The 14,587-nt window shown below is 39.1% G+C and carries 12 protein-coding genes, 3 tRNA genes and 1 pseudogene; 11 read left to right on the forward strand and 5 right to left on the reverse strand.

What is annotated here, in order from left to right; translation table 11 throughout:
* Positions 1-49: 49 nt before the first annotated feature.
* The 3 genes and pseudogenes from C3V44_RS00060 to C3V44_RS00070 all read left to right on the forward strand — a co-directional run bounded on the left by C3V44_RS00060 (position 50) and on the right by C3V44_RS00070 (position 4,417).
* Positions 50-1,005: pseudogene (locus C3V44_RS00060) on the forward strand (acetyl-CoA carboxylase carboxyltransferase subunit alpha).
* A gap of 184 nt (positions 1,006-1,189) precedes the next feature.
* Positions 1,190-2,767 carry a replicative DNA helicase gene (gene dnaB / locus C3V44_RS00065; protein WP_009418771.1) on the forward strand — a complete coding sequence of 526 codons (1,578 nt, stop codon included), beginning with the start codon at positions 1,190-1,192 and terminating at the stop codon, positions 2,765-2,767.
* Between the two features lie 162 nt (positions 2,768-2,929).
* A complete protein-coding gene (locus C3V44_RS00070) occupies positions 2,930-4,417 on the forward strand; it encodes a GH3 auxin-responsive promoter family protein (RefSeq protein WP_106095112.1) in 1,488 nt (495 codons plus the stop codon).
* Between the two features lie 158 nt (positions 4,418-4,575).
* Here C3V44_RS00070 and C3V44_RS00075 read toward each other — a convergent pair whose 3' ends face one another.
* Genes C3V44_RS00075 through gcvH form a run of 3 tightly spaced genes read right to left on the reverse strand, consistent with a single transcriptional unit; the run spans position 4,576 to position 6,070 of the window.
* The gene (locus C3V44_RS00075; protein ID WP_009410658.1) at positions 4,576-5,313 is read right to left on the reverse strand and encodes an energy transducer TonB; all 738 of its coding nucleotides are present in this window, start codon (positions 5,311-5,313) and stop codon (positions 4,576-4,578) included.
* Positions 5,314-5,349: 36 nt separating this feature from the next.
* On the reverse strand, positions 5,350-5,697 hold the full coding sequence (locus C3V44_RS00080) for a VanZ family protein (RefSeq protein ID WP_106095113.1): 348 nt from the start codon (positions 5,695-5,697) through the stop codon (positions 5,350-5,352).
* On the reverse strand, positions 5,690-6,070 hold the full coding sequence (gene gcvH / locus C3V44_RS00085; protein WP_106095114.1) for a glycine cleavage system protein GcvH: 381 nt from the start codon (positions 6,068-6,070) through the stop codon (positions 5,690-5,692). Before gcvH ends, C3V44_RS00080 begins: the two co-directional genes overlap by 8 nt.
* 458 nt (positions 6,071-6,528) lie before the next feature.
* Between gcvH and argS the strand changes: the two genes are divergently transcribed.
* From argS to queA, 8 genes are all read left to right on the forward strand, one after another.
* A complete protein-coding gene (gene argS / locus C3V44_RS00090; RefSeq protein ID WP_106095115.1) occupies positions 6,529-8,322 on the forward strand; it encodes an arginine--tRNA ligase in 1,794 nt (597 codons plus the stop codon).
* Positions 8,323-8,450: 128 nt separating this feature from the next.
* Positions 8,451-8,523: transfer RNA gene (locus C3V44_RS00095), tRNA-Gly, on the forward strand.
* A gap of 24 nt (positions 8,524-8,547) precedes the next feature.
* A tRNA-Leu gene (locus C3V44_RS00100) sits at positions 8,548-8,633 on the forward strand.
* 74 nt (positions 8,634-8,707) lie between these two features.
* Complete coding sequence (locus C3V44_RS00105) at positions 8,708-8,956, forward strand: hypothetical protein (protein ID WP_009410662.1); 249 nt, start codon at positions 8,708-8,710, stop codon at positions 8,954-8,956.
* Entirely contained in the window at positions 8,934-9,236 is a 303-nt protein-coding gene (locus tag C3V44_RS00110; protein WP_106095116.1) for a type II toxin-antitoxin system RelE/ParE family toxin, read from the forward strand. Before C3V44_RS00105 ends, C3V44_RS00110 begins: the two co-directional genes overlap by 23 nt.
* A gap of 203 nt (positions 9,237-9,439) precedes the next feature.
* Entirely contained in the window at positions 9,440-11,140 is a 1,701-nt protein-coding gene (locus C3V44_RS00115) for a bifunctional alpha/beta hydrolase/class I SAM-dependent methyltransferase (RefSeq protein ID WP_106095117.1), read from the forward strand.
* A 106-nt stretch (positions 11,141-11,246) separates the two neighbouring features.
* Positions 11,247-11,319: transfer RNA gene (locus C3V44_RS00120), tRNA-Pro, on the forward strand.
* Between the two features lie 199 nt (positions 11,320-11,518).
* Positions 11,519-12,568, forward strand: a complete 1,050-nt coding sequence (gene queA / locus C3V44_RS00125) for a tRNA preQ1(34) S-adenosylmethionine ribosyltransferase-isomerase QueA (protein ID WP_009421022.1) — start codon at positions 11,519-11,521, stop codon at positions 12,566-12,568.
* Positions 12,569-12,729: 161 nt separating this feature from the next.
* Here the strand turns inward: queA and C3V44_RS00130 are convergent, their stop codons facing one another.
* Both C3V44_RS00130 and C3V44_RS00135 read right to left on the reverse strand, forming a co-directional pair.
* On the reverse strand, positions 12,730-13,893 hold the full coding sequence (locus tag C3V44_RS00130; RefSeq protein WP_106096597.1) for a sigma-54 dependent transcriptional regulator: 1,164 nt from the start codon (positions 13,891-13,893) through the stop codon (positions 12,730-12,732).
* A 127-nt stretch (positions 13,894-14,020) separates the two neighbouring features.
* Positions 14,021-14,572, reverse strand: a complete 552-nt coding sequence (locus tag C3V44_RS00135) for a thioredoxin fold domain-containing protein (RefSeq protein ID WP_002673044.1) — start codon at positions 14,570-14,572, stop codon at positions 14,021-14,023.
* Positions 14,573-14,587: the final 15 nt, after the last annotated feature.

Below are 14,587 nucleotides of genomic sequence, written 5' to 3' on the forward strand. Positions count from 1 at the left end.
AAATTATTTTATATCTTTGCATTCTAAAAAATCAAATAACGCTTAGTTTATGGAATATTTAGATTTTGAACAACCTATTAAAGAGCTTGAAGAACAGATGGAAAAGTGTCAAGTCATCGGTAATGAAAGTGATGTGGATATGACTGATGCTTGCAAGAAGATAGAAAAGAAACTCAACCAAGTAAAGAAGGAAGTTTATGGTAATCTTACGGCGTGGCAACGAGTGCAAATCTCTCGTCACTTGGAGAGACCTTATACTCTTGACTATATCAACTCACTTGCAGGAAACACTTTTTTGGAACTTCACGGCGACCGTACAGTGAAAGACGATAAGGCGATGATAGGAGGTTTTGGAAAGATAGATGACCAGAGTTTTTTGTTTATTGGTCAGCAAAAAGGAGTAAATACTAAGATGCGACAATATCGCAATTTTGGTATGGCAAACCCCGAAGGGTATCGCAAAGCCTTGCGATTGATGAAACAAGCTGAAAAGTTTAACATTCCTATAGTGAGTTTTGTAGACACGCCAGGAGCTTTCCCTGGTATTGAAGCTGAAGAACGCGGACAAGGAGAAGCTATTGCTCGCAATATCTTGGAGATGTCACGTTTAAAAGTGCCTGTAATAGTGTTTATCATAGGCGAAGGAGCTTCGGGAGGAGCATTAGGTATCGGTGTAGGAGATAAAGTGTATATGCTTGAAAATACTTGGTATTCGGTAATATCGCCAGAGTCTTGTTCCTCTATATTATGGCGTAGCTGGGAGTACAAAAAGGAGGCAGCTGAAGCACTAAAACTCACCGCTCCTGATATGAAGAAGTTAAAACTGATAGATGAGATTATTAAAGAACCACTCGGGGGGCACATCGCGATCGCGAAATGATGTTTGCTACTGTTCGCAAAGTGATATTGGACACTTATAAGGATTTGAAGAAGCTTCCCACCGATAAATTGGTTGAAAAACGAATGAACAAGTACCTCGCGATGGGGGTGTTCAGTGAGAAGTAAGAAAATGATAATATCAACAACTTATAAAGGCGCTATTTAAGCGCTTTTTTTATAAAATGAAGATAGTAAACGGTTGCTAAATAGAAGAGTAAAGAAAACTTTTCAGAAGTTATCAACAGACTATTAACAGTGTTTGTGGGTAAAATCATCTACCCCCAATTAAACTATTTCGTATCTTTGCCGTATGAACGAAACAGAAAACACATCAGTACCAGAAATTGTTCCTGCAATACAACCATTCTCGCGAACACAAGTGAGTTTAGAGCGAGGAAAGCTCCCTCCACAAGACCTTAATCTTGAAGAAGCTATCTTGGGAGCTATGCTCATTGACAAGAAAGGCGTTGATGATGTGATAGACATACTCAACCCTGAAGTTTTTTATAAAAAGCAACATCAACTTATCTATCAAGCTATCTTTGAACTTTTCAACGAATCGGAAGCTATCGACCTGCTTACGGTGGCAGAACAACTTCGCAAAAATGGCAATTTGGAGGCGGTGGGAGGAGAGTTTTACCTTATTAATCTCACCCAACGAGTATCATCATCTGCTAACGTGGAATTTCACGCGCGTATTATTTTACAGAAGTTCATCAAGCGCAAGCTCATTGAAATTTCTTCGGAAATTATAGAAGACGCTTACGACGATACTCGCGATGTGTTTGATTCGTTGGACAGTGCTGAGCAGAAACTCTATGAAGTAACACAAGGTAACCTAAAGCGTTCCAGTGAAGCAGCGGGAGATTTGGTGATAAAAGCACTCAAGAAAATACAAGACCTCTCTAATAAAACTGATGGGTTTAGTGGAGTACCTTCGGGCTTTACTAAACTCGACCAACTCACCTCAGGTTGGCAAGCGAGCGACCTTATTATCGTAGCGGCACGCCCAGGTATGGGGAAAACAGCCCTCACGCTCTCTATGGCAAGAAATATAGCAGTAGGGCAGGGGATACCCGTAGCGTTTTTCTCATTGGAAATGTCGTCGGTACAGCTTATTACGCGTTTGATTTCCTCAGAAACAGGTCTGTCGTCAGAGAAATTGCGTACAGGGAAGTTGGAAGAGCACGAGTGGTATGTGCTAAATACTAAGGTGAAAGACCTAGAAAAGGCACCTCTTTTTATAGATGATACGCCTTCTATATCAATTTTTGACCTCCGAGCTAAAGCGCGCCGACTCTCTACACAGCACGGCATTCAGCTAATTATTATTGATTACTTACAGTTGATGACGGCAGGAGGTAGCAAAGGAGTGGGCAACCGCGAGCAAGAAATTTCTACAATTTCTCGTAACTTAAAAGCTCTTGCTAAAGAGTTGAACATACCCGTAATAGCGCTTTCACAGCTTTCGCGTAATGTGGAATCACGTCCTGGACAGCAAAAGCGTCCGCAGTTATCCGACTTACGTGAATCAGGAGCTATTGAGCAAGACGCCGATATTGTATCGTTTATCTACCGTCCTGAATACTATAAAATTACAGAATGGGACGACGAATCAGGAACACCTACCGCTGGACAAGCTGAGTTTATTGTGGCTAAACACCGCAATGGAGGTTTGGATAGTATCCGATTGAAGTTTGAAGGACATTTGGGAAGGTTTGCTAACTTAGAGGAATACGACAGTGGAAGCTATTTACCTATGGGAACACAAGAATTTGTTTCGAAGATGAATGAAAATGTAGCTTTTGAAACTGTACCTACTGCCAATCCGGAGCAGGCTTTTGGCGCACCTTCAACAGCTTCAACCGAAGATGATATACCTTACTAAAAATACTCTTGGAGTGTGTGAATATCCAAGAATCCTTTTTTGCCATTCTTCTCAATAGCATAAAATGATGCGAAGAGAGGAATGGCTTTGTTATAAAATTAATACTCATTGTATTGCAAATTAAAAAAAGTAGTATCTTTGCGGAGTCAAACAGACTTCATTATGATTAAATCATATATATCCAAAATATTTGCCTCTATCGTTAAAAAAAAGATAGACCGCTGGGCTAAAGCTCCAATAGACACACAACAAAAAGTATTCCAGTCGCTTATAGAACAAGCCAAAAATACGGCTTTTGGGTGTGACCATCATTTTGAGGAAATCCAAACGTATGAAGATTTTGTGGCTCGCGTACCTATACGCGATTATGAAGCCTTGCGCCCTTATATCGATAGGGTAGTGGAAGGTGAAAAAGATGTGCTATGGAAAGGCAAACCGCTCTATTTTGCCAAGACTTCAGGGACTACCAGCGGGGCGAAGTATATCCCTATTACCAAAGCCTCAATGCCCTTTCATATTCAGGCAGCACGTGATGCGATTTTATGTTATATACACGAGACTAAAAAAGCCGATTTTGTAGAAGGAAAGATGATTTTCTTGCAAGGGAGTCCTATTTTAGGTAAAAAACACGGCATAAAAACAGGGCGACTTTCGGGCATAGTAGCGCACTATGTGCCTGCTTATTTGCAGCGCAATCGTATGCCTTCGTATAAAACCAACTGTATAGAAGATTGGGAGACCAAAGTAGAAGCGATTGTTACTGAAACTTTTTCTGAAAATATGACCCTCATCAGCGGGATACCTTCGTGGGTGCTGATGTACTTCGAGCGATTGTACACGCGCTCTGGCATTAAAGTAGGAAAACAGTTTCCTAATTTCAACTTGTTTATTTATGGAGGGGTAAATTACGAGCCTTATCGCCAACAATTTGAGCACCTTATCGGGCGCAAAGTGGATAGCATAGAACTCTATCCCGCCAGCGAGGGATTCTTTGCCTATCAAGATAGTCAAACAGAAAAAGGAATGCTCTTATTGCTCAATTCCGGTATTTTCTACGAGTTCGTAGAAGCCGATACTTTCTTCAGCGACGCTCCTAAACGTATGGCTTTGCAGGATGTACAACTGGGGGTGAACTATGCACTCATTATTTCTACCAATGCCGGACTTTGGGGCTATAACATAGGCGACACGGTGCAATTTACCTCATTAGCACCTTACCGCATAGTAGTTACGGGGCGTATCAAACATTTTATTTCGGCTTTTGGCGAACACGTGATTGGCAAAGAAGTGGAAGAGGCAATGCGCGAGGGGTTAGAGGCTACGGGAGCGCGTATCACAGAATTTACGGTCGCTCCTCAGGTAAATCCGGTAGGGGGTGAATTGCCTTATCACGAATGGTTTGTAGAATTTGAGCAAAAACCTACCGATATGAAACGCTTTGCCCAAGTGATAGATGAGGCACTACAAAAACAGAATATGTACTACTACGACCTCATACAAGGTAAAGTACTCCAACCGCTTAAAATTACCGAAGTTCCCGAAGGCGGTTTTGCCTCTTATATGAAGTCGCAAGGCAAACTCGGCGGACAGAATAAAATACAGCGATTGGCGAATGATAGAAGTGTTGTGGAACGATTAGGTAAAAGCTAAGATTAAGACTGATTACTTAAGAAGCGCGGATTGTCCTTGCATATTGAGTTCTTGAAGACTTTGACTCTACAAACATTTGCAAATCATTTTTGCTTAGCAATAATGTAGAATTATTAAATAAAAAAAGCCAATAGTAAAATGCTATTGGCTTTTGTTTTTTAGTTGTTTTGTAATTTGTAGTTGATAGGGTAAGCAAAGGTAACTGGTGTAGGTTTACCACGTTGTTTACCTGGGATAAGTCTAGGAAGTTTCATAATGAGCTTCTTAGCATCATCTTCCAAAATTTTATCGGGACCACGCACTCCTAAAACGGTAATAGTACCATCGGTATTGATGCGGAAGTTTACAAATACTTTTCCTTGAATACCCATTTCGGCGGCAGCTTGTGGATAGCTAAAGTTCTTTACTACGTGTTTGTTCAAGTTTTCTTGAAAACATTTCATTTGTTGATCTTTAGGAACGTTTTTACAAGCTTCGAACATAGGTTTATCTTCGATAATAGTAAAAGGCACATCTACATCAGGAGCTTCTTCTACTACAGTTTGTTTAATTTCTTCTACTTTAGCTATTTGCTCATTTTTAGTAGTTTCAGTAGTACCAATTACTTGTTCTTCGATTTTAGTATCGTTTTCCACTACTTTTACTTCCTCTACCACTGTAGGGGCTGGAGGTGGTGGAGGTGGTGGAGTTTCAGGAGGGGTCTCCATTGTGTAGTTCTCTTGATTTTCGTCAAGAGCCTTATCCACATCTGACGTACGGTTGTCTTGAACGCTTTTGTCATACACTTTTGTTTCGAACCCCCATAAGGTAAGGGCTGATACAAGAGCGAATCCTATGGCAAAGAACAATCCGCTACTTTTTGCCAAATCGGCTTTCGGATTTTTTTTAGGTTGCATAATGATTTTCTTTTAAAAGGTTATTAAATATACTTTTTATCTGAAAAGCTTTTCATACTTTCTCATAAACAGTAGAGCAACAACTGTGCCAAATGTATTGAAGAGCATATCAATATAGTCGGCAGAGCGAGTAGTGGTGAGTAAGCCTTGTAATATTTCCATTGTTGCGCCTAAAAACAAGGCGGTGATTACTGCCCATAATTTACTTCTAAATGCTAATATAAACAGTGCCGTGTAACCGAAATAGAAGCTGAAATGAGCGACTTTGTCTAAATAGGGAATGCGAGGTGCTTTGGGCATTTCGCTGGATGAGATAAGACTTAGAGTGATAATAGCTATCGTCCATATACCCCATAACAAAGTGTATTTGTGTTTTTTAAGCATTTATTAGGGTTTTATACGCTTCGGCTGAGAGTAGATTATCTAACTGGGTAATATCGCTTATTTTCAGTTGTATTATCCACCCTTTGCCATATGGGTCGGTATTTACTTTCTCAGGTTTTTGGTTTAGCGGTTCATTAAACGCAATTACTTCGCCCGTGAGGGGCATAAATAAATCGGATATTGTTTTTACGGCTTCGATACCCCCAAATACTTCATCTTCATTAAGGGTATCGCCTATGGTTTCTACTTCTACATACACAATGTCGCCTAATTGGTGTTGTGCAAAATCGGTAATGCCTGCTGTGGCTATATCACCTTCGATGCGCACCCATATGTGTTCTTTAGTGTATTTTAAATCAGATGGAAAGTTCATTGCCCAATAAATGTCTTAAAAAGCGAGCCAAAGGTACTCTCTTTTTTTGTAACTACCAAATTTTTATTAGAAAAATTTTAACATTTTATTTGAGTTGTGGGATAATGGTCGGTAAATTAGTAGATTAGGTGCGGGCTATACGAGTGATTAATGATTAATGGTTAGTGATTAATGGTGAGATTGGGAGAGGATTATACAAAGCTTATAGGATAATCGAACAATAAGTGGGTCTACAGTGGCTCTACAGTGGGTCTATAGTGGGTCTATAGTGGGTCTATAGTGGGTTTATAGTGGGTTTATAGTGGGTTTATAGCGATAGATGACTAAAAGGAGGAAGGGGATAAAGTGAGGAAAAGCTGAGGGTAAGAAGGTGGGCGCTGGGAATAAAACTGAAAGCAAAATGTTTTTATATATTAAATTATTTGTACCTTTGCCCTCTCAAAAGAAAGAATTTGCAAATGTTGAACTTAAACGATACTCTTAAACAACATATATTACAAGCTGTACAGGAACTGTATGGTGTGAGCTTAGAAAGCGTTGAATTGCAACAGACTAAAAAAGAGTTTGTGGGCGATGTTACTCTTGTGGTGTTTCCGCTATTGCGTCATATCAAAGGTAATCCTGTGCAGATAGGAGAACAAATAGGAGGTTACTTAAAAGAGAAAGCAGGTGATTTGGTAACTGACTTCAATGTGATTAAAGGGTTTTTAAATCTTGTAATTGCTGATAGTTACTACATCGACTTTTTAAAAGAAGTGAAGAATAATCCTCAGTTTGGTTTGGCAACGCCTAATAGCAAAGAGGCTATTTTGGTGGAATACTCATCGCCTAATACTAATAAACCGTTGCACTTAGGGCATATCCGCAACAACCTCTTAGGGTATTCGGTAGCCGAAATCTTAAAAGCAGCTGGACATAAGGTGTATAAAACCCAAATCATCAACGATAGGGGGATACACATTTGCAAATCGATGGTGGCGTGGCAACGTTTTGGCAATGGTGAGACTCCTGAAAATACAGGGTTGAAGGGTGATAAATTAGTAGGGAATTACTATGTGGCCTTCGATAAGGCGTACAAAGCTGAAATACAGCAATTAGTAGAACAAGGGAAGACCAAAGAAGAAGCGGAAAAACAAGCTCCTATATTTGTAGCAGCCCAAGAGATGCTTCGCCAATGGGAAGCGGGCAACCCCGAAGTAATAAAACTTTGGAAACAGATGAATGGCTGGGTATATGATGGTTTTGCCGTTACTTATAAGAATTTAGGTGTTGATTTCGATTCGTATTACTACGAGAGCAATACCTATTTATTAGGAAAAGACATTGTGGAACGCGGTTTGGAGCAAGGTGTGTTCTTCAAGAAAGATGATGGTTCCGTTTGGTGCGACCTTACCGCCGATGGCTTAGATGAGAAGTTGGTGCTTCGTGCTGATGGTACGTCGGTTTATATGACGCAAGATATGGGGACTGCTACCCAGCGTGTGAAGGACTATCCTGACGTAAAAGGAATGGTGTACACGGTAGGTAACGAGCAAGATTATCACTTCAAAGTGCTTTTTCTTATTCTGAAAAAGTTGGGTTACGATTGGGCATCACACTTGTATCACCTGAGCTATGGTATGGTAGATTTGCCCAGTGGCAAGATGAAAAGTCGCGAGGGCACCGTAGTAGATGCTGATGACCTTATTGCTGAAATGGAGCAAACTGCCAAAGAGATTTCACAAGAACTCGGCAAACTCGACGGTTATACCGAAGCGCAGAAAGAAGCCTTGTATCACACCATAGGTTTGGGAGCCTTAAAATACTATATATTAAAAGTAGACCCCAAGAAGCGTATTTTGTTTGACCCTAAAGAGTCTATCGATTTTCAAGGGAATACAGGTCCGTTTATACAATACACTTACGCTCGTATCCAGTCGATTATGCGCAAGTATGCTGAAATGGGAGGTAAGAATGTAGCAGCGGTAGAAAAAGTTAATGGTTTACACGAAAAAGAGAAGGCTTTGCTAAAGAGCATCACCTTATTTCCATCGGTTGTACAAGATGCTGCTGATAGTTATAGTCCTGCTATTATTGCCAATTATGTGTATGATTTGGTTAAAGACTTTAATTCGTTTTACCAAAATGTATCGATTTTGGGAGAGGAAGAGGAGAGCAAGCGTGATTTCAGGGTAATGTTGAGCAAGAAAATAGGAGAAATTATAGCAGAGTCGTTTAAAATGCTAGGCATACAAGTTCCTGAGAGAATGTAGGTTATAATAGTAGTATAAAAAAGTTATAAAAAAAGTATTCAAAAAATTTGCAGGAATGAATAATTGTTGTACCTTTGCAACCGCAAATAAAGGAAAAGCCAGTTGCGAATTTATTGGAAAAGAAATAAGCGAAAATAGCTCAGTTGGTAGAGCGCAACCTTGCCAAGGTTGAGGTCGCGGGTTCGAACCCCGTTTTTCGCTCTTTTTTTATGTTTATCATAGAAGGCTCGGATGGTGGAATCGGTAGACACGCTGGACTTAAAATCCAGTGGGCAGTAATGCCTGTGCGGGTTCAAGTCCCGCTCCGAGTACAATCTTCAATCACTACTTACGAAGAGAGGTAGTGATTTTTTGCTTTTATGTAACCCTTAAAAATATTTTGACTATGGAAACAGCTGTAACCTTTGCTACCTCTGATGTAGATAAATTAAATTCAATAAAAGATTTTATAAAGTCTTTAAATGTCTCTATCATTCAAGAAGAGGATATTCCTCAGCCTATTGAAATGACGCCAAGATTAATGAAATACTTGGAAGAGTTGGAAGCTGATAACACTCCTTTTGACCAATGTGAAGATTCGTATGTAATGGTTAATAGACTTGCATCTAAATATGGACTTACTTTACAAAATTAGTAATACAGTACGAGCTGAGTCTGAGCTTGAGAGTGCAATCAACTATTACCAAGAAGTTGCTAATGATAGAGTAGCTGAGAACTTTATCAATGAGTTTGTAAAAATCTTGGATTTTATAAAGCACTTCCCTTTTCAGCGAATATACAAAGATAATTTAAGAGGTGTTTCTATGAAGAAATACCCTTACATTGTATTCTATGTAGTAGATGATATAGAAAAAGAAATTATCATTAAAGGGGTGTTTAATACATACCAAGATGTTAGCAAATACCCTGAATAAGAAATAAGAAAGACTATCTAATTTTTGTTTAGGTAGTCTTAGTTATGAGTGCAATCTTCAATCACTACTTACGAAGAGAGGTAGTGATTTTTTTGTTATTACATACTTCTTAAATATTAATTTAATGAAGTAATTATCCTTCACTTTTATTGTTTTTATCATTAAAAAGCGTACCTTTGCCTGCACAATAAAATAACAAGATGATGAATACAGGTTTTTTCAAGGGGTATCAAGAGGCAGAGTTATACTTCTACGAATGGAATTACAAGCCTCAACAAAAAACACTTATTGTAATACATCGCGGTCACGAGTACGGTGAGCGCTTACAGGAATTTGCTACGCACCCGCTGTTTGCGTCTTATAATATTTTTGCTTTTGATATGAGAGGACACGGGCATACTAAAGCTTCAGTATCGCCTGCTTTTATGGATTCAGTACGAGATTTAGATGCTTTTGCTAAGTTTTTGCAACAAGAATACGACGTGCAAGAAGAGGATATTTTTGTAGTAGCCAACAGCATAGGAGGGGTGATTGTATCGGCTTGGGTACACGATTTTGCTCCACGTATTGCTGGAATGGCACTTTTAGCACCTGCTTTTGAAATCAATTTAATAGTTCCCTTAGCCAAGCAAGCTATAGAATTAGCACTAAAAGTGAAACCTAATCTTGTTGTGAAGAGTTATGTTAAGTCTAAAATGCTCACTCGTGACCCTGAACAGCAACGCGCCTATGATACCGATAGGTTTATTACGCGGTCTATCAATGGGAAACTGCTTATAGATTTAGCTAATGCAGGTAAGCGATTGGTGGAAGATGCCGCTGCTATTACTATTCCCACACTACTGCTTTCAGCTGAAAAAGACTTTGTAGTGATTAACAAGCAACAGAAGCAATTCTATGTAAACTTATCTTCTGAAATAAAAGAATTTATTACCTTAGAAGGATTCCATCACGGCATTTTGTTTGAGCAAGGCAGAGAAGAGGTATATAAGTTACTTGAACAGTTTATTAGTAGAGCTTTTGAAACTCCTCTTGTATCACTTTCTTTGAAACCCGATACTTTTACTCAAAAAGAGTACGAAATAATGCAATACGAGCTCATACCCAATAGAGAAAAGTACTATTACCGATTTCAGAAATGGGCATTGAGTAAGTTAGGACACCTCAGTGGCGGAATGGCGATAGGACTGGAATATGGATTTGATTCAGGAGCTTCAATGGATTACGTTTACAAGAATATTCCTCAGGGAAAATGGGGTATAGGTAAACTGATGGACAAAAGTTATCTCAATGCCATTGGGTGGCGAGGCGTACGTATACGCAAAGCACACTTATTGGAGCAAGTAGATAAAGCGATACAAGCTTTGCAAGCCGAAGGGAAGAAAGTAAAGATACTTGATATTGCTGGAGGAGTAGGTAATTATTTGTTTGACATCAAAGAAAAGCACCCAGAGGTAGAAATTGTCATCAATGAGTTTTTACCAGCTAATATAGAAAAAGGGGAGCAAACCGTCAGAGAAAGAGGCTTTCAAGATATACGATTCACTAACTACAATTGTTTTAAAGCCGATAACTACACAAGTTTAGACTATAATCCTAATATCACTATCATATCTGGTATTTTTGAACTTTTTGGTGATAATAAATTAGCTAATGAGGCGGTAAAGGGAGTTGTGTCGATTTCAGAAAACGGTTTTTTGATTTATACAGGACAGCCGTGGCACCCACAACTCAAAACGATAGCCTTTGTACTAAAAAGTCATCAAGAGAAAGATTGGGTAATGCGTCGCCGTAGTCAGCGAGAGTTAGACGGGATATTTTCTCTTAATGGAGTGCAAAAGCAGGATATGCTGATAGATGATTTTGGAATCTTTACAGTTTCATTAGGGAAGATAGAAAAATAGGACTTTTCAGTATATCAAATAAATAGCCCTTGTCGTAAAATATTTTATTCTATTTATTTGGTAGTTTCTGTAAAAGGTAGTAGTTTTGCGCTCTAAAATTAAAAATCGGGATGTGGCGCAGTTGGTAGCGTACACGTATGGGGTGCGTGTGGTCGCTGGTTCGAGTCCAGTCATCCCGACTTTTTCTTTAATAGCTATTTGAAATGAATAAGGTATATCTTCCTTTGTTATTATATCTCTATTTTACCCTTCTTTAGCGTCTATTTCTTGAATGTATATCTACGGATATTTATGGTGGAGAACAATATGGATTGTTTTAAATTCAGCATAAAAGTTAGGATACCATTTATAAACTGATGATTATTATATAGAAAATATATGAAACTTTCAAACTTTAATTTTGAACTTCCTAAAGAGCTATTAGCTGAGTATCCCAGTGAGAACCGCGACGAAGCACGCTTAATGGTAATACATCGTAAAACAGGAGAAATTGAACACCGACTATTTAAAGATGTAATCGACTATTTTGACGATGGAGATGTGTTTGTACTGAACAATACTAAAGTATTTCCTGCTCGCTTGTATGGGAATAAAGAAAAAACAAAGGCAAAGATAGAAGTATTTTTGTTGCGTGAGCTCAGTGCTGAACAACGTTTGTGGGACGTACTTGTAGACCCTGCTCGCAAGATACGGATAGGCAATAAACTCTATTTTGGCAAAAATGCCGAATTGGTAGCCGAGGTAATAGACAATACTACCTCTCGCGGTCGCACTCTTCGTTTTTTGTATGATGGTACTTATGAAGAGTTCCGTCAGCATCTCACTGAACTTGGACAAACACCTCTGCCTAAATACATCTCTCGTCCGGTAGAACCTGAAGATGAAGAACGCTACCAAACTATTTATGCTAAATACGAAGGCGCCGTTGCTGCACCTACTGCGGGGTTGCACTTTTCCAAACACTTGATGAAGCGTTTGGAAATAAAAGGTATTACCTTTTCCGAAGTAACTTTGCACGTGGGATTAGGAACTTTCAATCCTGTAGAGGTAGAAGACCTTTCTAAGCACAAAATGGATAGTGAAGAGATACACATTCCTGAAAGTCAAACAAAAATCATTAATGCAGCTAAGGTGAATAAAAAACGTGTATGTGCGGTAGGAACTACCGTAATGCGCGTGTTGGAAAGCTCAGTTTCATCTGATGGTTTTCTAAATCCATTTGACGGTTGGACAAATAAGTTTATTTTTCCTCCATATGATTTTAGTATAGCCAATGCAATGATTACCAACTTTCACACTCCTAAATCTACCTTGTTAATGATGGTCTCGGCTTTTGCGGGGCACGACCTCATTATGCGTGCTTATAAAGAAGCCGTAGAGCAGAAATATAAATTCTATTCTTACGGTGATGCGATGCTTATTTTATAAGAAGAGTTATATATAAAGAAAATGACGGTAGAGAGAACTCCTTGCCGTCATTTTTTATTTCTGAATAGTTATAGAGAGGAATTTTATTTTGTTCATAGTTAATCGGTAAGATTTTGTAACGCTTACTTATTTCCTAATTTAAAGAGCCAGTGTGGCTCGCACTATTTTCCTGCAAACGCTTTTACATCATATTCTGAGATTTCTTTGCCTCCTAAGATAATGAGTCGCTCTACTACATTACGCAGTTCGCGAATATTACCCGTCCAATCTTGTTTTTGAAGAAGCTCTATTGCTTTTTTGCTAAATTTCTTCGGACTAATACCTTGTTCCTCGGCTATTTTTGCTGAAAAATAATCAATAAGTAGTGGGATATCGTCTCTGCGTTCGTTAAGTGACGGTACTCTGATGAGAATTACTGCCAAACGGTGGTATAAATCCTCACGGAAACGACCTTCGGCTATCTCTTTTTTTAAATCTTTATTGGTTGCCGCTATTACACGTACATCTACATTGATGTCCTTATCACTTCCCACGCGGGTAATCTTGTTCTCCTGCAACGCACGCAACACTTTGGCTTGGGCAGAGAGACTCATATCGCCTATCTCATCCAAGAAAATAGTACCATTGTTAGCAGCTTCAAACTTACCTGCACGGTCTTTTACCGCCGAAGTAAACGCCCCTTTGATATGTCCGAAGAGTTCACTTTCTATCAGTTCGGAAGGAATAGCGGCACAGTTTACCTCTACCATCGGAGCTTCTCTGCGCTCGCTTTGGTAATGAATAGCGTGAGCTACCAACTCTTTACCTGTACCATTAGAGCCCGTGATAAGCACACGCGCTTCGGTAGGCGCTACTTTTTCTATCATCTGACGGATTTGTTGCAAAGGTACACTTTCTCCTATCATCTCATAGCTCTTGCTCACCTTCTTTTTGAGGTGTTTATTCTCTACCACTAATTTCTTCTTGTCGAGAGCATTGCGCACAGTGTTGAGCAAGCGGTTTAAATCAGGTGGTTTTGAGATATAGTCGTAAGCCCCTAAGCGCATTGCGTTTACTGCTGTCTCGAGGTCGCCGTGACCTGATATCATCACAAAGGGGATTTCGGGTTTGAGTTTCTTGACCTCAGCGAGTACTTCCATACCGTCCATCTTAGGCATTTTGATGTCGCATAGCACTAAGTCGTAGTCCTCTTTTTTGAGTTTCTCAACGCCTTCTACACCATCAGCTGCTTCTTCTACTTCGTACTCTTTGCTTTCTTCTACCAATATTTTGGTAAGTACACGGCGAATTGCCGATTCGTCTTCTATGATGAGTATTTTTGCCATAAATTCAATCTTTCCATTTGCCAATTTGAATAATCTGCTAATTACTCCGCAAAGGTAGTAAAAAAATAAAAAACTCTTGACATTCTGCCAAGAGTTTTTGACGTGTGTTTATGAAAAAGTGTATTTATTAGTTTTTAAATGTAGGTTTGAACTTCGATTGATATACTTGAAACTCTTGTTGAGTAGTGATTTTTTTGTAATCATTGTTGTTAAACATCTTCAAGTAGAGTTCTAATTGAGTAGGCGACATATAGCCGGTGATACCTGTTATCAAATCGTTATTTTCGTCTAAGAACACCATTGTTGGGTAAGCCTGTACTTGCATATAGCCGGTAAGTGGGTGTGTGGCGTTACGGCGTTCAGCCAATGCGGGGTCATAGCCTTTGTTCTCAAACTTTTGTCCTTTGTAGTTCGCTACTTCGTTACCTTCACCATTGAACTTTACAGCGTAGTAATTATCGTTCACATACTTTACTAAGTCTTTGTTCTTAAAAGTGTTGTTCGCTAACATTTTGCAAGGTCCACACCAATTAGTGTATACGTCAATAAATATTTTTTTAGGTTTTTTCTTCTGAGCAGCAATAGCTTGGTCAAAAGTCATCCATTTAATTTCCTGAGCTTCAAGAGTAGCAGTAGCTACCAAAACAAAAGCTACAATAGCGATGAGTTTTCTTGTCATACTGATAAAAGTTTG

It is taken from the genome of Capnocytophaga sp. oral taxon 864, assembly GCF_002998835.1.
Lineage (GTDB): Bacteria > Bacteroidota > Bacteroidia > Flavobacteriales > Flavobacteriaceae > Capnocytophaga > Capnocytophaga ochracea.